Raw genomic sequence first — 19166 nt, 5'->3', positions numbered from 1 at the left:
TAATGCCTTAGGCCTTTTTGCCATCATTTTCCCCCGCCAGATCTTTCAACCAGTCACGAGGGCTCAACCCCGTCTTGCGTCTAAATGCGCGAGACAGCGCCGAAGGACTTTCGTAGCCGACTTGAGCTGCAATCAGCGTAATCGAGCGCCCTTCTCGCATCAGCTTCTGAGCCAGGCTAACTCGCCAACTCAACAAATAATCAGCAGGCGTCTGTCCGATGACACTCTTGAAATGCACGGCATACGCAGCGCGTGACATATTTGACTCACTGGCCAGCTCTGCTATTGACCAGGCATGTTCCGGGGAGTTGTGCATCTGTAAAAGCGATCGGGCAAGCCGCATGTCGGCCAGTCCAGCCATCATTCCGGTGCGCAACTGGTGATGATCGAGCAGGTAACGGAGCAACAGAATGATTAGGAGCTCAAATAAGCGCTCAAGCGCGGCTTCCCTTCCACAATGCACATTTGCCGCCTCGGCAAACATCCACTCCAACGTGTCTGCCAGCATGGGCAGATCATCGAGTGCGAGCACCAAACAGTCCGGTAATGAAGCCGACAAAGGATTATCAATTCCGCCCTCAAACTCCATGGAAGCACACAACAACTTTGCGCCATCGGACTCACCCGCAAACAATTGATGCTTGGCGGGGCGTGGCATAAAAATCAAGCTAGGGCGAGTGAGCTGCAAATCCTTGCGATCGGGACCAAGCAACGTCACGCTGCCGGCCTGAAGCAGATGGATATAACCTCGCCGCTCGGCGCCATCGTAAGATGCAGAGCCGCATAGGTCGCCGTCATAGAACAGATTGGCCCGCACGCCGAACCGCGAGAGCAAATTAGACAAACGATCCATTGGCCGATCCTTGACGAGTCAGAACGCACAGACCATACCATCTGCGTTGTCGTTCAGTGCCTGTAGCGAACATGCCGGCGTAAATCAGCCAACGGATAAAGTGATCACTGAGCAGCTCAGCCTCCCTTTCCAGTTCGGCTGTTAAAAAAACAACACCGTTGTTTGAAAGCACCAGCAAATCAAGTGCTCACTCTTCTATTTTACAGTACCTGGCAACAGCACTTTGCGGTGCAGTCGATCAGATATCCGGAAGGTTGATCGTAAGCTTCAGCCTAGCGCTCTTCGAATTTAATGTCGTCGAGCTTCGGCCCAACCATTCCCCCGACCTACTCTTCCCTCCCCTAGAGACCCTAGCAGTCACTTGAATCGCGGCTGTCTGCGATAAGGTGTTGCTGGTAACTATTGCATCAGCGCCTGAAAACTCCACCTCGGCCGGCAGACTTGAGACCTTAAGTCGTATGGTAGCGAGAGGTACCTTGGAGCCCGATAGCGTCTGTACGAAAACGAACACACTGTCATCCAAAGCGACCTTTTCGAAAATTTCCGGGGAAATGTCCACCCGTACCTTGAGCGGTGTTGGTGGCAAGCCAGCAACATGGTTAATCGTCAAATTGTTGTTTTTTTCATCCGCTGAAAGACCGTTTCTTGCCTTTCCAATGGCCTGTACTAAAGCAGCGTGTGACGGATGGTCGGAACCCATCTCTGCTAATGCGTGATGCCAATATTTTAAAGCATCTTGGTAACGATGCTCTTCAAACGCAGCCAGACCTATGAGACTCAAGCTCTGGAGCTCACCCGGATTTCCATTTAAAGCTTCATCTGTCAGCGCCTTGATTGGCGGAGACCACATTTTGTTGTTAGATGGGTGCCCGCAGAATTCGGAAAAAATCGTACGCTAAGCCGCGCCATGTGCTTGCGCGCGAGCGCTCTCAAGAGGATGGTCCCTCGTACTTCCGAAAAGCGCGCCAAAGCACAACGTCATAGACGACCTTGAGTAGGCCGCAGGCCACCAGCGGCGCCGCCAGCCAGCCGGCGGCGAATAGGGCGCCGCCAATGGCGGGGCTCGCTATGGCATTGAGGCGCTTTACCGCACCGCCGTAGTTGTTTTCCCAGTGGCTGACGATCAGCTTCTCGGACAGGCCGGTGAGTTTGGCCGGATCGCATGAAAGAGGTTTCAGTTCGTAAGGCATCTTGGCTTCCTCAGCAAGGTGGATCGGAAACGGCGCGACGAAGGCTGACTCGATCAGGTTCAGCCTTGGTTCGGAAATACCAGCCACCCCGCCAATCCCGCCGCGAGGATCACGACGACGACGTTGAGCTTGTTCTTCCAGGCATAAAGGAATGCCAAGCCTGCGGCGAAAATCGACATGCCCACCGTCAACGATGGGACACGTTCAGCAGTGACCTGCGCCAAGTCGATGGTGGTTGCGCCGATCAGGCCGACTACCCCAGCCGCGACGCCGTCCAGAAAGGCGTGCAGCCGTTTGTTCTCCACGACCGCCTCCAGCCGGTCGTAGAAAATCAGCGAGAACGCAAAGGCCGGAAGAAAGACACCCACCGTCATGGCCACCGCCCCGATCGGCCCCCCCGCCACATAGCCGACGAACGTGGCGAAGATGATGAGGGGTGCCGGTAGCACACCGGACAGCGCCAGGCCGTCCAGGAACTGCCCATCCGTCATCCATCCGCGCCCGACGGCGTCGTTGCGAACGAACGGAATCGCTGTGTAGGCGCCGCCGAAGGTGAGCAAGCCGGCCTTCAGGCCCGACGCGAAGATGAGCAGCACCGAGGCCTGGCCCTGAACGACCGCTTCCACAAGCTTCGCTGTCGGTGCAGCCCACAAAGCCACGGCCGCGGCCAGCGCCACCGCCGCCAGTGTCACCAAGAGCGCTGAGGCCCGATGATTCAGCACGAGCAGGGCGTACACAAGGCCGCCCGCCGGCAGGGTGATCCAGAAGTCGACACGACCTATGGCTGCCAGCGCGCAAACGATGGCAATGACCCACAACCAGCGATCAAGCAGGATGTGCTCGCCGATACGGTGCACGGCGCGCACGATCAGGGCGATCACAGCCGCCTGCACGCCAAGGAACGCCGCGCCCAGCGCGGTACCCACGAATTCAATCTGGAAGTACAACCAGGACAGCGCGAACATCAGCAAGAATCCGGGAAGCATGAAACCGAGTCCCGCCAGCACGCCCCCCAGCCGCCCCTTTGCTCGGATGCCCAAATGAACGCATATTTCATGCGCTTCGGGTCCGGGCAGCACCTGCATCACCGCAAGCAGCTTGTTGAAGCGTTTGCTGGAGATCCAGCGTTCCTCGTCCACGAGCTCGCGGCGCAACATGTCGATCTGAGCCACAGGCCCGCCCCATGCGAGCAAGCCGAACTTGAGGAAGCGCGCGAAGAGCTGTGGGTAGCTCATGGGTGGAGGGACGGCTTCAGTCGTGGCATCCGTCGCCTTGCTCGGGCGATACGACTCTTCATTCGCAACGCTCATAGATCTTCTCCTTGTAGTTCAACAGTAACCAGTCAAATACGGAAGTTGGCCAACAAGCCGTCGAATACGGCCGAAGCCTGCGGCCAGCAGCAGGTCGTCTTGGGTGATGTCCCAGAAAGACGGACGGGCCGGGCGTGGTTGCGCGGCGGTCTGAGGACTGGTCGGGGCGTTCACGTTGTTTTGTCCTCGTAACTCTTCAATAGCCAATCAAAAATTTCGCACGCGCGGGCAAGCAGCGCGTCGTCATCGGGTTCCGATGCGCGCAAGCCGGCGAGCAGCGATTCGATGCCCAGCGCTTCTGCTACCGGCAGCCCGCCCAAATCCAGGCAATGCACGAGCTTGCCCAGGCGTACCAGTGCAGGGGCGGAATCAAGTCCGAAACTCGCCAGCAGCGTCTCGAAGGTGACCTTGGTGCCCACATGACTGAAGGCGGCGCCGTCGAAATCGAAGCCGAGCCAGCCATTGCGGCAGTCGGAGGGACTCGCCAGCCAGACGATGCGCGCGCTCGGGTCGATGAACCGCCGGATCAGCCAGGCCGAAGCGAGTCGGTCCACCCACGGGCGCGCCCGCGTGGCCCAGGTCCGACCCTGATAGTCGGCGCGGTTCAGCCGCGGAATATCCGTCTGCCGGGCGGTCGGCTCGTCGGGAGACATACGGCGGGTGATCGCGTCGCGCAGGTCGTCCAGCAGGCTCAAGGTCTGCCGCTGCGCCTCGCCGGGGAAGAAGTCGATGCGGTTCACCTGCTCGAAGCGGCGCACGAGCGGCTGGAGCTTGCGCATGGCATCGGCGCCGTCCGGGGATGCCAGGTTACGCCCGAGCGCTTTGATCTCCTCGGCGATGCTGGCGTACTCCTCGCCCCGGTCGAACAGGGCGCGTAGCGCGGCCTTCTGAGCTTCGTCACACCCCGACAGTCGATAGACCTGGCCGCTGCCCCCGACTTCCACCGCCTGCGCCGCCACTTCGCCCAGCGTCGCCGCACTGTCCGCCGAGTCGGGCAGCAGATAGACCCCGTCGCGCAGCGTTGCGCAGCCCTGCGCTTTGACAGAACGCCAGACGCGCATGCGGCCGGTCGATGCCTTGGTGGGCAGGCTGACGAATAGGGCAAGAAAGCTCAAGCACGGGCTCCTTCGTCAAAAAGATGATTAATGTTACAAATACTACAATAAGTTATATCTAATACACAACTCATGTCGGAGCGTCAATTTAAGGCATACCCTAACTGGATGTCAGGAATGGCCACGCTGCGCCGTCAGAATAGAGTCTGCTTTCACATTCTTTGACACATGCTTGCCAAGGTCATAGATTCCAACCTGACAAATTCAAGGCTTAGGGCGCAATGGAACCAAAAACCAACGTAAGCCCTACCGCCCATCCAGCCTATGGAGGCATCTTGCAGGGACAACGCATCGGTTACGTTCGGGTCAGCAGTTACGACCAGAACCCGGAACGCCAACTTGAGCAGGTCGAGATCGGCAAGCTGTTCACCGACAAGGCCTCGGGCAAGGACACCCAGCGCCCGCAGCTGGAAGCCATGCTCGGATTCGTCCGCGAAGGCGATACCGTGGTGGTGCACAGCATGGATCGCCTGGCGCGCAACCTCGACGATCTGCGCCGTCTGGTGCAAAGGCTGACCAAGCGCGGCGTGCGCATCGAGTTCTTGAAGGAGGGGTTGGTGTTCACCGGCGAGGACTCGCCCATGGCCAACCTCATGTTGTCGGTCATGGGGGCCTTTGCCGAGTTCGAGCGCGCCCTGATCCGCGAGCGGCAGCGCGAGGGCATCGCCCTGGCCAAGCAGCGCGGTGCTTACCGGGGCCGCAAGAAAGCTCTCTCCGACGATCAAGCCATCACGTTGCGGCAGCGGGCCGCTGCCGGCGAGCCGAAGGCTCAGCTCGCACGCGAGTTCGGCATCAGCCGTGAAACCCTCTACCAGTACCTTCGCACGGACGACTGAACCATGCCGCGTCGCTCGATTCTCTCGGCTACGGAGCGCGACACCCTGCTTGCGCTGCCAGAAAGCCAGGATGACCTGATCCGCTACTACACCTTCAACGACTCCGACCTATCCCTGATCCGTCAACGGCGGGGCGATGGCAACCGCCTCGGCTTCGCCGTGCAGCTCTGCCTGCTGCGCTACCCTGGTTATGCGCTGGGCAACGACACGGCGCTACCCGAGCCCGTGATCCAGTGGGTGGCCAAGCAAGTCCAAGCCGACCCCGCGAGTTGGGCGAAGTACGGTGAGCGCGACGTGACCCGCCGCGAGCACGCTCTGGAACTGCGCACCTACCTGCAACTGGCCCCGTTCGGTCTGTCGGACTTCCGCGCCCTGGTGCGCGAGTTGACCGAGCTGGCCCAGCAGACCGACAAGGGCTTGCTGCTGGCCGGGCAGGCGCTGGAGAGCTTGCGCCAGAAGCGGCGCATCCTGCCGACGCTGAGCGTTATTGACCGGGCGTGTTCGGAGGCCATTGCACGCGCCAATCGGCGGGTCTATCGCGCCCTGATCGAGCCGTTGAACCCATCGCATCACGCCAAGCTCGACGAACTGCTCACCATTAAGGCCGGCAGCAACAGCACTTGGTTGACCTGGTTGCGGCAATCACCGCTGAAGCCGAACTCGCGGCACATGATCGAGCACATCGAGCGGCTGAAGATTTTCCAACTGGTGGGCCTTCCCGACAGCCTCGGCCGGCACATCCACCAGAACCGATTGCTGAAGCTCGCCCGCGAGGGCGGGCAGATGACGCCACAAGACCTCGGCAAGTTCGAACCGGAGAGGCGCTATGCCACGCTGGTCGCCGTGGTACTGGAAAGCACCGCGACCGTGATCGATGAACTGGTTGATCTGCACGACCGCATCCTGGTCAAGCTGTTCAGTGGCGCGAAACACAAGCATCAGCAGCAGTTCCAGAAGCAGGGCAAAGCGATCAATGACAAGGTGCGCCTGTACTCGAAGATCGGCCAGGCCCTGCTGGACGCTAAAGAGTCCGGTGACGATCCGTTCGCCGCCATCGAGGCGGTCATTCCCTGGGACGAGTTCACCCAGAGTGTCACTGAGGCCGAGCTGCTGGCCCGGCCGGAAGCCTTCGACCACCTGCACCTGGTCAGCGAGAACTTCGCTACGCTACGCCGCTACACCCCAGCCTTTCTGGAGGTGCTTCAGCTCCGAGCCGCGACGGCAGCGCAAGCCGTGCTGGATGCCGTTCAGACCCTACGCGAGATGAATGCCGATAATCTGCGCAAGGTGCCCTCCGACGCACCGACCGCCTTCATCAAGCCGCGCTGGAAACCGCTGGTGATCACCCCGGGAGGCATCGACCGGCGCTTCTACGAAATCTGCGCCTTGTCCGAGTTGAAGAACGCGCTGCGCTCCGGCGACATCTGGGTCAAAGGCTCGCGGCAGTTCCGCGACTTCGATGACTACCTACTGCCTCCCGAGAAATTCGCCGCACTCAAGCGGGAACAGGCGCTGCCACTCGCGATCAACCCGAACAGCGACCAGTACCTGGAAGAGCGTTTGCAGCTGCTGGACGAGCAGCTGGCCACTGTCACCCGACTGGCAAAGGACAACGAACTACCCGATGCCATCCTCACCGAGTCCGGGCTAAAAATCACCCCGCTGGATTCCGCGGTGCCCAACACCGCGCAGGCGCTGATCGACCAGACCAGCCAGCTACTGCCGCGCATCAAGATCACCGAGCTGCTGATGGATGTGGATGAATGGACGGGCTTCACCCGCCACTTCACGCACCTGAAGGATGGCGCACAGGCGAAAGACCGGACGCTACTGCTAACGGCGATCCTGGGCGATGCCATCAACCTCGGCCTGACCAAAATGGCCGAGTCGAGTCCGGGCATGACCTACGCCAAGCTGTCCTGGTTGCAAGCCTGGCACATCCGTGACGAAACCTACTCGACGGCCCTGGCCGAGCTGGTCAACAGCCAGTTCCGGCATGCCTTCGCCGCCAACTGGGGTGACGGCACCACCTCATCCTCCGATGGCCAGCGTTTCCGTGCCGGCGGTAAAGGCGAGAGCACCGGCCACGTCAACCCGAAGTACGGTAGCGAGCCAGGACGGCTGTTCTACACCCACATCTCTGACCAGTACGCGCCGTTCAGCACCCGCGTGGTGAATGTAGGCGTGCGTGATTCCACCTACGTGCTCGACGGTCTGCTGTACCACGAGTCCGATCTGCGGATCGAGGAGCACTACACCGACACCGCTGGCTTCACCGATCACGTCTTCGCCCTGATGCACCTGCTGGGCTTCCGCTTCGCGCCGCGCATCCGCGACCTCGGTGAAACCAAGTTGTATGTGCCCAATAGCGTCCAAGACTACCCGACGCTGCGTCCAATGCTCGGCGGAACCCTGAACATCAAGCACGTCTGCGCTCACTGGGACGAGATTCTGCGGCTGGCCGCGTCGATCAAGCAGGGCACCGTCACCGCATCGCTGATGCTGCGCAAGCTTGGCAGCTACCCGCGCCAGAACGGCCTGGCCGTGGCTCTGCGCGAGCTGGGTCGGATCGAGCGCACGCTGTTCATCCTCGATTGGCTGCAAAGCGTGGAACTGCGTCGCCGCGTGCATGCCGGATTGAACAAGGGCGAGGCGCGTAACTCCCTGGCCAGGGCGGTGTTCTTCAACCGCCTCGGCGAGATCAGGGATCGGAGTTTCGAGCAGCAGCGCTACCGGGCCAGCGGCCTCAACCTGGTGACGGCCGCCATCGTGTTGTGGAACACCGTGTACTTGGAGCGCGCGACCCAGGCCCGAGAAGAGGCAGGCAAGCCAGTTAATCCTGAGTTACTGCAATACCTTTCGCCATTGGGCTGGGAGCACATCAACCTGACCGGCGATTACGTTTGGCGGCAAAGCCGCAAGCTGGAAGACGGGAAATTCAGGCCGCTGCGGCAGCTCGGAAAACCTTAGCGTACGATTTTTTCCGAGTTCTGCGGGCTCCCCTTCCTGGAAGGGAAGAAGCCTGCATACCCCGGACGAGGCAGGCCGCGGGCCTCGAAATCAAGGGCTGCATCGTCAAGACGGTGACTTTCTCATCGCGGCAAGACAGCAAAAAGCCCAGCACTTCTGCTGGGCTTTTTGCTGTTTAGGGGCGCTTGCTAGAACAACCTCGAATCAGGGGTGAAAAGCTCAACCTGAATAGTCGCGCTCTGTGCTTCTGGGTGCCGAGGGTTGAACAGGTAGTTCACCGTGCTCGGTATGATAGCGCTGGGCACTGGCAGTAGCAGTGCGTTGCACTCATCAAGGAACTGGTTACCAATGCCTCTGGTGAGCTCGGTCTCTGCCGACCAACCAGCCGGCAGAGTGGGCATCTGGGCTTGCGATACAGAGTCAGGCACTTCGATACGGAGAAGCTGCATCGTCGCCGGAAAATCCTCCGGATCAATTTCCAGATGAACAAGCACCTCGAGCATCGCTCCCGGCGGGCTGGTCGCGGTGTAGACGACCGGTCTGCCGGCCTGGTGCCAGCGGCCGCTCACGCGCAAGCCACCTGTCCCGCTCAAGTCAGCATATGAGCTGATCCGCCACAGAATCACAGAGCGAAGCCTTCGGCGATTTGCAGCAGCATCTCTTCAACCTGGCTTGTGCCTTGCTGAGTTGTGAGCAGTTGCATGGGCGTCAACCCAGAGAATCGTTCCTTAGGCTTGGAGAGCCATCGCTTGGCCTTGTCGGCGTCCCCAAAGATAGCCTCAGCCATCGCCGTGATGTGCGCCGATCGGAAGAGCCGATCGCTTTCCTCGACAGTGAGGGGCTGATCGCGCTCGATCCGGTTTTTCAGGGTGCGCAGCGGGATAATCTGGTCTCGCTCCAGCGGGGTAACCACCCCCTCTTCAGTGAGCCTCATTAACCGCGCTGCGGAAAAGCCATGGCTGATTCTGGTGTGAATCTCGAAGTCGCTGGCAGACTCTGGGATCTCCAGCAGTATTTGTAAGCGCGCACGGTAAGCTGAATACCCGTGGTCGCGTAGGACTTCAGCAAGCATGATGGTTCTCCTATCCGGCGTTTCCCGGTTAGTATGCGGGAAACGCCGGAGGATGCAAGCTTACCGTTTGGGTGGCCCGGCTGCGGTCGCCTGCCGGTGGAGATGTGGCGGTCACTTTCAACCCATCCAGGATGATGATCGAGGAGCGCCTTTGGTGGGTCGGTCTACTGGCTGCGTTGGCCAAACATGTCTGCTTGTTGGTTCGCTGGATCTGTTTTCGGCGTGTTCAGCGGGTGGCCTAGCTGCCGGCGCACCTCGGCGAGCCACGCCTTGTAGGGAGTGTTTTTTCGTTCTCCCCACGGGTATGCCTCGGCCAGCGCCTTTCGGAGGGCCTGCTGGTCGCTTCGCCCTACGCGGCGAATTACCTCCCCAACAATTGGTGCTGCGCGATCTGCCCAGGACATGCTGATCCCCTTAACTTGTTCTCAACACGGCAGCATAGGCGCGCAGCACCTCACCGCGAAGCGCGCGATCCAGCTTCACAAGCCCCAAGGCAACACCGTAGAAGCCGCCCTCGGGCGCAGGCTCAATCTCGACACCAGGGAAGTTGGACACGAAGGCCATAAAGCCCACCTCGAACTCATCAGCGCCTTTGGCGGCACGGAGCAGGGTAAGGTCGTCGGTTGCGGCTACTTGCTCAAGAGCGCTGGCCAAGTAGTTTCGCCACATGCGGCTGTCATCACCGCCAGGCATCAGGGCTGCAATCTGTGCCGCGATACTCAATTTCTGCTCAGTCATTTCGGTTTCCCTAGCTTCGGGTGGTGTTCAGCTCAGTTGTCCAGCAGCCGGCGACAATCTTCGGTCATGACTCGAACCTGCTCGCGTAAGTCCATCATTTCATGTTCGCGGATTACCCTCGGGTGCAACTCGCGCAGGCGGTCATTGATACGATCTGCCGTGTGTAATAAAGCTGGCAGGTCGATAGCCTCGATCAGTGTCGAGATATCGCGATGCAGCTCGGCCAAGGCGGCTACCCGAGCCTGTAAGTGGGTCACCATCGCGGAGTCTAGTTTGATCAAGGGCATGGTCCATTTTCCTAGGTCAGATTTCGGTACTACCGATCCACTGGCCACCCAAGTAGCCATCGGCGCCGTCAGGAGTAACCGCTTCATGCTCTACAGCAGTGGCTACCAGCTGCGCATGCGTCCACCCGGACTCAGGCGCTGGCACCGTGACAAGCACGTCGCCGGCGAGCGAGCGGATTTCAAACGCTGAGTGCATTACCACACTCAAGATATCCGGCTCACCAGCTTCTTGTTCGGTCACAAGGTGCAACATGGCGGGTTTCCTCAAACACCTTCTATCTTGGAGTCCAGTTGAGCTTTTGCAGCCGCCGCGATGCGGTCTACGCCTTCTTGCCCAAGGATTTCCAAGGCAGTCGGCATCAGAGCAAAGGGATCATTACTTACGCCTGTGGCCATCAGGTGCTCACTGAGTTTATTGGCCTGAGCAATGTGCTCTACGAAGTAATCGACACAGCCATGGACACCATTGTTTTCAGCGACTTTGCAGATCGTTTCGGCATGATCGCCGTTGAGCACAAAGAATACGCGCTCGCGCAGGACGATAGCTGTCGTATCACTGCCATAGTCGCCGCTACGCGGGTTGTAACTGACGTGAACGTCAGAGCCAAAGCTTCGCGTTACGTTGGGGGAAGGCGAATGCGTAACTGGGCAGAAGCTGCTCTTCATCCCTGTGGACTTCTTCGAGAGTACGGATTGCATGACGTTTTCCTTGAGAGGCAGTCTCGGGTTTGAGGCTTTCAGCATCGCACGAGATTTAGAGAACCCAAGAACGCATGCTTTCGATGAAGGCGCTCAGGACTTGGCCGGGAAAGGAGGGATATTTCTTCCTTTCGGATCAGCCGCAGCATTCCACGACCACCACCCTGCCCCGCCGTACTCCCGATTGTACCAAGCCGTTTTGACGGCCTTCCGTTCCAGGTAGGCAGGTGTGCTCATGCCGAACACTTCCAGGGGGTAGTCCTTACCCGTGTCCAAAAGCCAGAAGTCAGGGAAAACCTCACTTTCATCAGCGTCGTAGCGAAGAGGTTTATCGAAGCTGCGGCCAGCGGCGTGGAGCATGGCCTCAATCACCCCTTCGTAATCTGAGTCGACAGGAATCCAACGCTCACTGACCTGCATCAGGGCCAGCTCAACGACATCTGCTTGCGAAAACGACTCGCCCTTCCGCGGCGTAACCTGAGCGATGGCGATAACTCGACTTCCGCGCTTCCAGGCGGAAAGTTCTCTCTCGAATCTGCGGGCGGCGGTTGCCCAGACTGCCGGGGGCAAATTCAGCATGGGCATCCCGAAGGGCCCGGCCAGAGGCAATCTGCTGATGTCTCCAGAATGGCGTTCAGGGTTATAGCGGGCCAGCGGCGATATCGCGACGAGCCGGAGATCTCGAGTCATCGCCGCCTTGGCGATCGCCTGGTTGCGAGCCGCCCCCTTGCTGTCCTTTTGTGCAGCCAACAGCAGCACTTCGCTCAACTTCATTCGGCTTGCGGCTACACGTTCAGCAGCTTGCAGAAGCGCGTAGTTCACAATGCCACTGTTGCGCTTGCCCTCCATTGCTGGATACCAGGTAGAGAGTCGAGACTCAGACCAAAGCAGGTGCAGAAGCCCAAGCAACGTCATAGCCGGCTTGCTCTTTCCGGGCGATCTTGTCACCGAGGTGCTTTCGCTTTCCTCGGATCGAGGGGCCTGGACTCGAATGCCTCGAGCCAGGCGCACGCGAATGCTGCCATCTTCGCCCTCCTCCACTACGCCAACGGCATACCCTTGCATACCGGAACGCTCCGGGGCCGGCGCGTAGTACCGACAATCGTTTGAGTGCTCATGACCTGTACCGGCGAACCGCGCCAGGTGAAAACCATCGCTATCTTCACGTCGCTTGATCGAGAGTTTTCGGGAACCGCTGCTTGGGCACTGGCAAATTGCATGAGTGCCGTAGGCCTTCTCCAAAACGATTTTCCAGTTTTTTGCGTACTGCTGATCGGTCTGGAACTCCGGCGAGTAACGTTTCCCAGAGATCAGTACGGGATATCGACGGTTGAGCATGATCTTTTCTCTCCTGATTCGGGTCAGGCAATCGCCCGCTGCCGGCGGGCATAGGCTGCTTCAGCACGGTTTGCTTCGATCTGTATATGCAGCCTGACCAGCAACTCATATCCGGACTTGGGGCTCATGAGCGCAATACCGAACAATTCGTCTGCTGGAATGCTCCCGCACTCCCCATGAAACCGGCCCTTTCGCTCAATCATGGAAAATATCCCTTCGAGGTATCCGGTCTCAACGGCCTCAGCAGAAAGGCTGGGGTTTTTCAGGTCGAAGATCTCTCCGGTTGGCCACGCCAGCCCATCAAGTGGGGGGAGGTTTTCCAGCGCCCAGTGACCAGTACGCATGACTGCACGCGCTATCTCGTAATGTTCCTGGTCAGTCTGATACCAGCTATCGACGGAAAGGAGCTGGTGGCGGGCCTGGTCAAGGCATTCGAGCTGCTTGGCGCGTGTAGCGCGCTCATCATCAGAAAGGCTGTCGAAGCCATCGATCCATACAGGGAGGATACGCAGCGCCTCCCATCGCAGCAGGCATCGCATCAGGGACGAGCGGGTACCGCTCATGACTACCTCGCCTGGTTCCAGTAGCTGATTGTGGCTGTTGTGCAGGCCGACGATGCAGTTTGCATGGAGCCAGCGGTTTCTCTGGATGAAGTCGTGAATCGCTTCAGGCTCGTGCTCAAGCGGATCTACGCCGTCGGGGATGCTGAATGCCTTGGGCGAGAGAGTGACCATTTGTCGGTCAGCGGAGTACGCCCTCATTTTGCCGAGGGCGCAGAGACTGCGGATTTTCATGAGAGCGAATCCTCCTGGTGTATTCGATCAGGAGGCTATCGCGGGAGGAGGAGAAGGAGATTCGTTTTCAGGACGCTGGAGCGTCGGAATTACTCACGTTGTCTTGCGGGCGGTACTCAGGCAAGCCGCAACCACCAAGCAGCTGGGGACGCTGACGAATAAATTCACCGTACCAGTGCTGACGGTGAACTTCATCGGAATGGTCGGGCCAGGCACCATGCACCATCCGATAGATCCGCATGAGGTAGTCGTCTTGCGTGGCCATGTGGCTGACGTGCCACGGGCATTCTGTGAATAGATTCGTTTGAGATTGGATCTGCTCAACCACCTCTCGATGTTCATCCAGTCGCTTGGAGATGTTTCGAGCAAACTGGAGTTGATCCCTAACAACTGCCACCCGAATGAAGCCCAAACGCTGGGCGATTGCATCGATCATCATTCTTTTCCTACTGAAGAGGGAGTATCGGGAGCCCGCAGAATTCGGGAAAATTCGTACGCTAAGGTTTTCGCGAGCCAAGGTTGGCTGGGTTTTCAATGACTTAGCGAACCATGGCTAGCGCCGGGCCTTTTCAAACGCGGCCGTGACGGTCTTGGCCAGCGAATCCATCATCGCCTTGCGCTGATTGAAGCGGCCATCAGGCAAATCGATGACCTCATAGGAGACGTGACTGCCGCCGAGCTGCGCAGGTTGCAGCACGATCCGTCCCAGCTCGCCCAGGGTGTCGTGACGCAGGTTGAAAGCAAACCGGCCACCTTCCAGCAGCTCACGCTCAGCCTTGATCTCTTTCGGAAACATAACGACCTCACACTTGGGATTTGAATGTCCAGGTCTCGCGAGTAATCGCGGCGATGGTGACGGCTAGAGCCTCGGACGGGCCGTCCGCGATCAGGCAGCGCTGCCAGGGCTCCGGCTCCATCGTCGGGGCCTTCGACTGCACGCGCACGGTGATGTACGCCTTGAAGCTCGGTGGCAATTCTTCTGCCTTGGCATCCCATTCAAGCCGGGAAGGCACTCCGCCATAGCGCAACTCAAGCAAACGCTTGGCGTCATCCAACCCCTGTGTTGGCTTCAGGCCCTGCGCCTGGGCCTGCATGCCGAGCAGCTTCATCACCTTGTGATCGAGGAAGTCAGAGCCAGTCCGGTTCTCGGGGCGCTGAAGTTCCTTGATCAGATCGCCCATGGCCCAGCGCACGTCGATGTGCGGTGAGCAGCGTTCAGTTGTGGCTTCCCGCACCGCCCACTCTTCACCGTTTGGTCGCTGAGCCCAGTACCACTTCTCAGTTTCGGTACGCTCGAAGTCTGGTTCCCAAGCTCCTTGGGAGCTCAGGCTTGGAGTGCTCGCGTCAACCAGCACCTGTACAGCGCCGCCCAGCGCGAAACCCGCGACGATGAACATCAATACCGTCTGGCTCATCTCAGCACTGCTCGCCGAGGATAAGAACTGCCGCAGGCCCTCGTAATCGCCCATGGCCCAAACCATCAGACCGTAGAGCGGCATCATGGGAGCGAGTTTCGCTCCACCGACCATTGCCTGCTGAACGTATGGGCCAATAAACGGCCGATCAGCACTGTCCTTTTTCCGAGTCAGGATGCTGCTTACTGTTGTACGCACCCGTTGCATCTTGAGTCCCCACATTGCACCAACTTCCTTCAAATTCGGCCCGTCAGGTATTTTTTCACATAGAAAATGTCACTAGGCATGTTCCAAACCAATGCCGTGCATCAGAAGGCCATCCATTGTCAGTGTCTGACGGTCTGACTGTATCCTCTATTGGAGGAGCAAGAATTGCGCCTTCCCTGCGGGCTCAGCCCCGAAGAACGGGGCTGGGATGTCGCGGGATTTTTTACCTATTCCAATGCGCTCCGACCAGTGCGGTCAGCCAATTCATTTCGGACAGCCTGGAGCTCGGCTACTTGGATCTCCACGCTATCCAGGGACGCATGCGGCGAGCCGCTTAGCAGCTTACGAATCAGCGAGCTGGCTTTGGCCGAACTGTTCAAGGCACGCTGCTCAAGGTCTTTTATTTCGCGGTTCATGGGACTTTCCTTGAATTCCTATTGATGGCCCGATGAATTGGCGGCCGGGATCGTTACTCATCGCCCTTTCAGGACAGACTGGTGCGATAGTTGGTGAGCGCATCCGCTGCTATCTGGGCAAGCTCGGAGTCGCGATCCATGATGCCTGTGGAGCCAGTTGCGATTTTCCCCAGGGCCTCGAGCAGCCCGGCAATCGCAGGGTTGGTGCGCAGTTTCTCCACCTCCTCCAACGCCATAGTCACATTCATGAATCCCAACGCCTTGGCTTTGCCCCATACCTCGTCGTACAGCTCGGCTTTGTAGCTCAGGCCAGAAATTACGCGCTCGGCGTCGGATTTGAACACCAGGGCATCATCGTTGATTGCATTGTCGAAGTTGATCCGATCGCTGCGGGTTTCGATGTAGGTCGTCTCTTCGTCGTAGCTCATCACTTCGATGGTGGCTACGACTTCAAGCTCCGGTTGGGCTTCGCTGGTTTGCTTGCTCATTACGCTTCCCTTGATCAGTTGATGTGGCCAGCATCCCATGGGTTGAAAAACTCCCAACCACGGACGGCTGGTGGATGAGCCAGAACGCCACGTCCGGCTCAACTGAGCAGGGTGATCAGCTCCGGAATTTCACCGGCTGTGTTCTGAGCTCGCGTACCACCACTGTTCCGGCGAGCTTGTCGTGCCACCCCTGCTTACGGCGATCGAATGCCGCCCAGAAGAAGCCAAGTCCCAGCGGTAGGGTCGACACTACATAGCCGAGGTACCGGCCGATGCACTGTCGAACGCTTGCGGTGTTGCCGCTTTCAGCGTCGAGCACCCGCAATTTCAGCGCCATCTTCCCCGGCGTAGCCTGGAGACGACGCCACAGAACTACCGTCAGGATCGCTGGCAGGACAAAGTTGATTGCTAAATCCGCTGGCCCTTGGATCAGCTTGTCGCTGCTGAAATAGCCCGTGCCATAGATCATCATCAGGAGCGGCAGGGAAACCAGGGTGAAAAGGATGCCGTCAACAATGCACGCCCCTGTTCTCGCCCAGAAACCCGCGTATTCAAGTTGTTCGTTCTGCATGAAAAATATTCCCTGTGATTGGTTGGCAAGCCACTTTGGCTTGGCCTGATGCTATCGGGCTGGGAACTAGGCCGGGCGCGTTTTCACGCTGGTTTTGTGCTTGAAATGGAGGTCGTCCAACAGCCTGTTGGACAAATTCGGCCCGGCTATTGGAGTTGGGTTTTCTGCGGACGCATTCACCCTGAAGGCTATCCAGTTCAATCGAGTCATTTGCATGAGCCAGAAAAACTCCAAAGGGCCACTGACCTTCACCGCTCGCTTGGTGAACTCCCATCACGGTTTTCAGGATTTCGATATCGACGGGCATCCTGTGGTGCGGCGTGCCTGTGTTCCGAATTCGATCAAGAAGGGCGAGCACTTCAACGTCTATCACGGGGAAAGCTCGAAGTCGGGCGCTGTATGGACAGGGACGCTCGGTGACTCCCTCCGCAAATTTGCGCTCACCTGAGGGGGGGCTATGTGTTTCCCTCGCAAACCCAGTCTGGGCCGGTACAGCGCGACCAGGGCTGAATGGTGTCAGTCTTACCGGCAAGCCCGCATTGCCGCTGGCAGCAGCTTAGAACCCGACCCCAAGTCATCTGGTATCGCCTGGAAGGCCCAGCTCATCGTCGCTTTTGAACGTCGAGGCCACGACCCTCTGGCGTATCCCGTCCAGTGTCGGCTCAATGCTCATCGGATCATCAACGAAATTCGAGCCGAAGAAATCTCCTCGGACCATGTGAAGGACTGACTTATGACCCTGTATTTCGAGTGGATCGGAAGCCTCTGCGGTGTCCTCGGCGCGCTGATGATCTCCACCAATACCCGTGTGTCTCCGTGGGGATGGTGGCTATTCCTCGTGTCGAGCTTGAGCCTCTGCTGCTATGCCGTTCTCGCGCAGGCCTGGGGATTGTTGCTGCTGAATGGGTGTTTCGTTGCGACGAACATTACCGGGTTGATCCGCTGGTGGTACCCCGCTGTGTCGGCCACGCGCTCAGCCAGCCTTGCCGGGGCCGAGGGGTAAGCCGCTCGCTCGGCCTGTGGGATGAGGCCTTGGGTTTTGGAGGATGGCCGGCATGCTGGGGGCATTCGTCACTGGGAGCCACCACATGCAACAACTATTCAACCCGATCCACAAGGCAGAGCTGATCTCTATCGTTGAAGAAGCGTCAGCAAAAGCAGCGAAGAATGCAGGTGTTGTCCAGGAGCTAGTTTTCCCGCACATCTACTTCGTTCTCAGCAAACGCCTCAGCGTAGTAGAAGGGGCATCGACTACTGCGGAGGCCAAAGATTCTACTCTGTTGGCTGCTCTCACTGAGGCCAAAAAAGCGCTTCAGGATTGCGTGTCGGTGATGAGCAACGACCTGGGGGGCTTAACGCTGATACAGCCGGAGCTTGAGGGGGCGCGCCAAGCCTTGGCGGCAGTTGAAGCGGTGTTTATTGGTCAGTAATTCTTTGTATCGTTGACATCCTCACTGCCCTGAAGGGCGAGGCTTATCGCGCAACACTGTTGAACCCCAAAAAACGGCGCTGACTCGAGCTTATTGGGCTACTCGAAACATACGCCTTCAAACCGCCTACACAGGGGCACACCTAGCCCGTCTGCCCCTAGATCGGTCGATTATTTCCCAAACCGCCTACGCGGCGGCATACAAACAGGGCTCACCTCCCATTTCCTGATTATGCCTACAAGCCACCTAGACGGCGGCATACAAAAGCCGTCCGATGACGATGCCCCACTGGTTCTTATAAGCCGCCTAGACGGCGGCACATGTATCCCAGATACGCAAATTCCCGAGATCGTACCTTCAAGCCGCCCATACGGTGGCACACAGTTTCGCAGCCGTCTTCAACGATTCCGCAGCCTCAAGCCACCTACGCGGCGGCACACTGCTTGCAATCGTCAGTGCGCTGACTATCGCACCTTCAAGCCACCTACACGGCGGCACACCAGCAGGAAAATTCCCTGCACCATATGATTTGACTTCAAGCCACCTACACGGCGGCACACACGTTCATAGTGCAGGGCTAGGCCCAGGTCGCACTTCAAGCCACCTACACGGCGGCACACCAGTTCTGCGCTCAGCTTTGTTTGCAGTGATAACTTCAAGCCACCTACACGGCGGCACACTGTTATAAATCCGCGATTACTTTCTATTTTTCAATCACTTGCTTCAATAAATAGTCACTATCAATGAGGCATTTTGCGCTGATAGATTTATGAGAAAACCAGCCATTTTCATCCCAATCGGTTCGAGCACCACAGAAGAACAAAAGAGTCATTCTGCGCCCTGATCGCACAGCAAAAACGGCCACAGCACTGGTTTTACTCGCTGCCTTTGCAAGCTCGCTGCGCATCTGCTGGATACCCTCTTGGCTTAGGCTCCCAGTCCATGTGCGAGAGCCTATTTGGCTGAGCCATTTGGATAACACTCGCCTGGATCTCCTCAGCGAACGCTTTTGGCTCTCATCAACGGCGATGACAATCACAAGCGTCCTTAATTGTTTCGATCATGGTTTCCAAAACCCGGTATTTATCGAAGACAGCAATGCACTTGGCCCTAAATTCGGCCCTGTCGTCGCCGAGCGCGGCACTGCGAAAAGCTGTCGGCATGACGCAAGCGTCTTTGACTACATCCGCCAGGTCGAACACTAAGCCACCCCGCCGAGTACGACCGTGGACGACTGGAAGGCTGTGCGGAATCCCGAGAAGCCAGAGCGAGGATGCTGCCAGCCCGTAGGCTAAGTAGTTCCCGGTCGATAGGGATGGTCTGAAGTAGCCATGTATTTCCCCGGCATACCACCTAGCGCAACTTTTAAACTCGCCAAATGATCAAAAAACAATCAATTCGACGAGTATTTCTTACGTTTTCGCCACCCGGACCCCA

25 protein-coding genes are annotated in these 19166 nt (G+C 58.4%); 5 read left to right on the top strand and 20 right to left on the bottom strand.

The genetic code is table 11. From position 1 onward, the window contains the following. Positions 1-7 precede the first annotated feature (7 nt). The 5 genes from FIV35_RS27890 to FIV35_RS27870 all read right to left on the bottom strand — a co-directional run bounded on the left by FIV35_RS27890 (position 8) and on the right by FIV35_RS27870 (position 4468). Complete coding sequence (locus FIV35_RS27890; RefSeq protein WP_003464995.1) at positions 8-853, bottom strand: AraC family transcriptional regulator; 846 nt, start codon at positions 851-853, stop codon at positions 8-10. Between the two features lie 238 nt (positions 854-1091). Continuing rightward, entirely contained in the window at positions 1092-1703 is a 612-nt protein-coding gene (locus tag FIV35_RS27885) for a tetratricopeptide repeat protein (protein WP_231980892.1), read from the bottom strand. Between the two features lie 79 nt (positions 1704-1782). Next, on the bottom strand, positions 1783-2130 hold the full coding sequence (locus tag FIV35_RS27880; protein WP_223656445.1) for a chromate resistance protein: 348 nt from the start codon (positions 2128-2130) through the stop codon (positions 1783-1785). Beyond that, positions 2103-3353 (bottom strand): chromate resistance efflux protein ChrA, encoded by a 1251-nt coding sequence (gene chrA / locus FIV35_RS27875; RefSeq protein WP_003117270.1) that lies wholly within the window; start codon positions 3351-3353, stop codon positions 2103-2105. The genes FIV35_RS27880 and chrA overlap by 28 nt, the downstream gene beginning before the upstream one ends. Before the next feature lie 170 nt (positions 3354-3523). Next, complete coding sequence (locus FIV35_RS27870) at positions 3524-4468, bottom strand: chromate resistance protein ChrB domain-containing protein (RefSeq protein WP_003117271.1); 945 nt, start codon at positions 4466-4468, stop codon at positions 3524-3526. 275 nt (positions 4469-4743) lie between these two features. On the opposite strand from FIV35_RS27870, the gene FIV35_RS27865 reads away from it, so the two are divergent. Further along, positions 4744-5304, top strand: a complete 561-nt coding sequence (locus FIV35_RS27865) for a recombinase family protein (RefSeq protein WP_003117272.1) — start codon at positions 4744-4746, stop codon at positions 5302-5304. Positions 5305-5307: 3 nt separating this feature from the next. After that, entirely contained in the window at positions 5308-8274 is a 2967-nt protein-coding gene (locus FIV35_RS27860) for a Tn3-like element ISPa40 family transposase (RefSeq protein WP_083377967.1), read from the top strand. A 188-nt stretch (positions 8275-8462) separates the two neighbouring features. Here the strand turns inward: FIV35_RS27860 and FIV35_RS27855 are convergent, their stop codons facing one another. The 14 genes from FIV35_RS27855 to FIV35_RS27785 all read right to left on the bottom strand — a co-directional run bounded on the left by FIV35_RS27855 (position 8463) and on the right by FIV35_RS27785 (position 16299). Further along, complete coding sequence (locus tag FIV35_RS27855) at positions 8463-8900, bottom strand: RES family NAD+ phosphorylase (protein ID WP_011078034.1); 438 nt, start codon at positions 8898-8900, stop codon at positions 8463-8465. Further along, complete coding sequence (locus tag FIV35_RS27850) at positions 8897-9346, bottom strand: antitoxin Xre/MbcA/ParS toxin-binding domain-containing protein (protein ID WP_011078033.1); 450 nt, start codon at positions 9344-9346, stop codon at positions 8897-8899. The genes FIV35_RS27855 and FIV35_RS27850 overlap by 4 nt, the downstream gene beginning before the upstream one ends. A 414-nt stretch (positions 9347-9760) precedes the next feature. Next, a complete protein-coding gene (locus tag FIV35_RS27840; RefSeq protein WP_047296954.1) occupies positions 9761-10084 on the bottom strand; it encodes a hypothetical protein in 324 nt (107 codons plus the stop codon). A 32-nt stretch (positions 10085-10116) separates the two neighbouring features. After that, entirely contained in the window at positions 10117-10371 is a 255-nt protein-coding gene (locus FIV35_RS27835; protein ID WP_047296953.1) for a hypothetical protein, read from the bottom strand. A 16-nt stretch (positions 10372-10387) separates the two neighbouring features. After that, positions 10388-10624, bottom strand: a complete 237-nt coding sequence (locus tag FIV35_RS27830) for a hypothetical protein (RefSeq protein WP_047296951.1) — start codon at positions 10622-10624, stop codon at positions 10388-10390. Between the two features lie 11 nt (positions 10625-10635). After that, positions 10636-11070: a hypothetical protein gene (locus FIV35_RS27825; protein ID WP_047296950.1), complete on the bottom strand. Its 435-nt coding sequence runs from the start codon at positions 11068-11070 to the stop codon at positions 10636-10638. A gap of 93 nt (positions 11071-11163) precedes the next feature. Further along, positions 11164-12408 carry a DUF1173 family protein gene (locus FIV35_RS27820; protein WP_047296948.1) on the bottom strand — a complete coding sequence of 415 codons (1245 nt, stop codon included), beginning with the start codon at positions 12406-12408 and terminating at the stop codon, positions 11164-11166. Between the two features lie 23 nt (positions 12409-12431). Continuing rightward, positions 12432-13202 carry a hypothetical protein gene (locus FIV35_RS27815; protein WP_047296946.1) on the bottom strand — a complete coding sequence of 257 codons (771 nt, stop codon included), beginning with the start codon at positions 13200-13202 and terminating at the stop codon, positions 12432-12434. 67 nt (positions 13203-13269) lie between these two features. Next, positions 13270-13638 carry a hypothetical protein gene (locus tag FIV35_RS27810; protein WP_033039696.1) on the bottom strand — a complete coding sequence of 123 codons (369 nt, stop codon included), beginning with the start codon at positions 13636-13638 and terminating at the stop codon, positions 13270-13272. Positions 13639-13755: 117 nt separating this feature from the next. Continuing rightward, positions 13756-13998 carry a hypothetical protein gene (locus tag FIV35_RS27805; RefSeq protein ID WP_033039694.1) on the bottom strand — a complete coding sequence of 81 codons (243 nt, stop codon included), beginning with the start codon at positions 13996-13998 and terminating at the stop codon, positions 13756-13758. A 7-nt stretch (positions 13999-14005) separates the two neighbouring features. Beyond that, positions 14006-14839, bottom strand: coding sequence for a hypothetical protein (locus tag FIV35_RS27800; protein WP_033039691.1), 834 nt, complete (start codon positions 14837-14839; stop codon positions 14006-14008). 212 nt (positions 14840-15051) lie between these two features. Next, complete coding sequence (locus tag FIV35_RS27795) at positions 15052-15240, bottom strand: hypothetical protein (RefSeq protein WP_033039690.1); 189 nt, start codon at positions 15238-15240, stop codon at positions 15052-15054. 68 nt (positions 15241-15308) lie between these two features. Then, positions 15309-15728 (bottom strand): hypothetical protein, encoded by a 420-nt coding sequence (locus tag FIV35_RS27790; RefSeq protein ID WP_033039687.1) that lies wholly within the window; start codon positions 15726-15728, stop codon positions 15309-15311. Positions 15729-15843: 115 nt separating this feature from the next. Further along, positions 15844-16299, bottom strand: coding sequence for an RDD family protein (locus FIV35_RS27785; RefSeq protein WP_083377966.1), 456 nt, complete (start codon positions 16297-16299; stop codon positions 15844-15846). Positions 16300-16513: 214 nt separating this feature from the next. Between FIV35_RS27785 and FIV35_RS27780 the strand changes: the two genes are divergently transcribed. From FIV35_RS27780 to FIV35_RS27765, 3 genes are all read left to right on the top strand, one after another. Next, a complete protein-coding gene (locus FIV35_RS27780) occupies positions 16514-16747 on the top strand; it encodes a hypothetical protein (protein ID WP_146375107.1) in 234 nt (77 codons plus the stop codon). A gap of 285 nt (positions 16748-17032) precedes the next feature. Next, positions 17033-17302, top strand: a complete 270-nt coding sequence (locus FIV35_RS27770) for a nicotinamide mononucleotide transporter (RefSeq protein WP_124097866.1) — start codon at positions 17033-17035, stop codon at positions 17300-17302. A gap of 85 nt (positions 17303-17387) precedes the next feature. Beyond that, positions 17388-17729 carry a hypothetical protein gene (locus FIV35_RS27765; protein ID WP_146375103.1) on the top strand — a complete coding sequence of 114 codons (342 nt, stop codon included), beginning with the start codon at positions 17388-17390 and terminating at the stop codon, positions 17727-17729. Positions 17730-18432: 703 nt separating this feature from the next. Here FIV35_RS27765 and FIV35_RS30180 read toward each other — a convergent pair. Next, the gene (locus FIV35_RS30180) at positions 18433-18768 is read right to left on the bottom strand and encodes a hypothetical protein (protein ID WP_322960085.1); all 336 of its coding nucleotides are present in this window, start codon (positions 18766-18768) and stop codon (positions 18433-18435) included. Between the last annotated feature and the right edge of the window lie 398 nt (positions 18769-19166).

Origin of the sequence: Pseudomonas rhodesiae, assembly GCF_007858255.1 — a bacterium.
GTDB lineage: Bacteria > Pseudomonadota > Gammaproteobacteria > Pseudomonadales > Pseudomonadaceae > Aquipseudomonas > Aquipseudomonas rhodesiae.
This window is presented reverse-complemented; position numbering and strand designations above follow the sequence as displayed.

Coding starts and splice junctions, on each gene's coding strand:
- FIV35_RS27890 (WP_003464995.1), bottom strand. CDS start 853: ATGGATCGTTTGTCTAATTTGCTCTCGCGGTTCGGCGTGCGGGCCAAT.
- FIV35_RS27885 (WP_231980892.1), bottom strand. CDS start 1,703: ATGTGGTCTCCGCCAATCAAGGCGCTGACAGATGAAGCTTTAAATGGA.
- chrA (WP_003117270.1), bottom strand. CDS start 3,353: ATGAGCGTTGCGAATGAAGAGTCGTATCGCCCGAGCAAGGCGACGGAT.
- FIV35_RS27860 (WP_083377967.1), top strand. CDS start 5,308: ATGCCGCGTCGCTCGATTCTCTCGGCTACGGAGCGCGACACCCTGCTT.
- FIV35_RS27850 (WP_011078033.1), bottom strand. CDS start 9,346: ATGCTTGCTGAAGTCCTACGCGACCACGGGTATTCAGCTTACCGTGCG.
- FIV35_RS27840 (WP_047296954.1), bottom strand. CDS start 10,084: ATGACTGAGCAGAAATTGAGTATCGCGGCACAGATTGCAGCCCTGATG.
- FIV35_RS27835 (WP_047296953.1), bottom strand. CDS start 10,371: ATGCCCTTGATCAAACTAGACTCCGCGATGGTGACCCACTTACAGGCT.
- FIV35_RS27830 (WP_047296951.1), bottom strand. CDS start 10,624: ATGTTGCACCTTGTGACCGAACAAGAAGCTGGTGAGCCGGATATCTTG.
- FIV35_RS27825 (WP_047296950.1), bottom strand. CDS start 11,070: ATGCAATCCGTACTCTCGAAGAAGTCCACAGGGATGAAGAGCAGCTTC.
- FIV35_RS27820 (WP_047296948.1), bottom strand. CDS start 12,408: ATGCTCAACCGTCGATATCCCGTACTGATCTCTGGGAAACGTTACTCG.
- FIV35_RS27815 (WP_047296946.1), bottom strand. CDS start 13,202: ATGAAAATCCGCAGTCTCTGCGCCCTCGGCAAAATGAGGGCGTACTCC.
- FIV35_RS27810 (WP_033039696.1), bottom strand. CDS start 13,638: ATGATCGATGCAATCGCCCAGCGTTTGGGCTTCATTCGGGTGGCAGTT.
- FIV35_RS27805 (WP_033039694.1), bottom strand. CDS start 13,998: ATGTTTCCGAAAGAGATCAAGGCTGAGCGTGAGCTGCTGGAAGGTGGC.
- FIV35_RS27800 (WP_033039691.1), bottom strand. CDS start 14,839: ATGTGGGGACTCAAGATGCAACGGGTGCGTACAACAGTAAGCAGCATC.
- FIV35_RS27795 (WP_033039690.1), bottom strand. CDS start 15,240: ATGAACCGCGAAATAAAAGACCTTGAGCAGCGTGCCTTGAACAGTTCG.
- FIV35_RS27790 (WP_033039687.1), bottom strand. CDS start 15,728: ATGAGCAAGCAAACCAGCGAAGCCCAACCGGAGCTTGAAGTCGTAGCC.
- FIV35_RS27785 (WP_083377966.1), bottom strand. CDS start 16,299: ATGCAGAACGAACAACTTGAATACGCGGGTTTCTGGGCGAGAACAGGG.
- FIV35_RS27780 (WP_146375107.1), top strand. CDS start 16,514: ATGAGCCAGAAAAACTCCAAAGGGCCACTGACCTTCACCGCTCGCTTG.
- FIV35_RS27770 (WP_124097866.1), top strand. CDS start 17,033: ATGACCCTGTATTTCGAGTGGATCGGAAGCCTCTGCGGTGTCCTCGGC.
- FIV35_RS27765 (WP_146375103.1), top strand. CDS start 17,388: ATGCAACAACTATTCAACCCGATCCACAAGGCAGAGCTGATCTCTATC.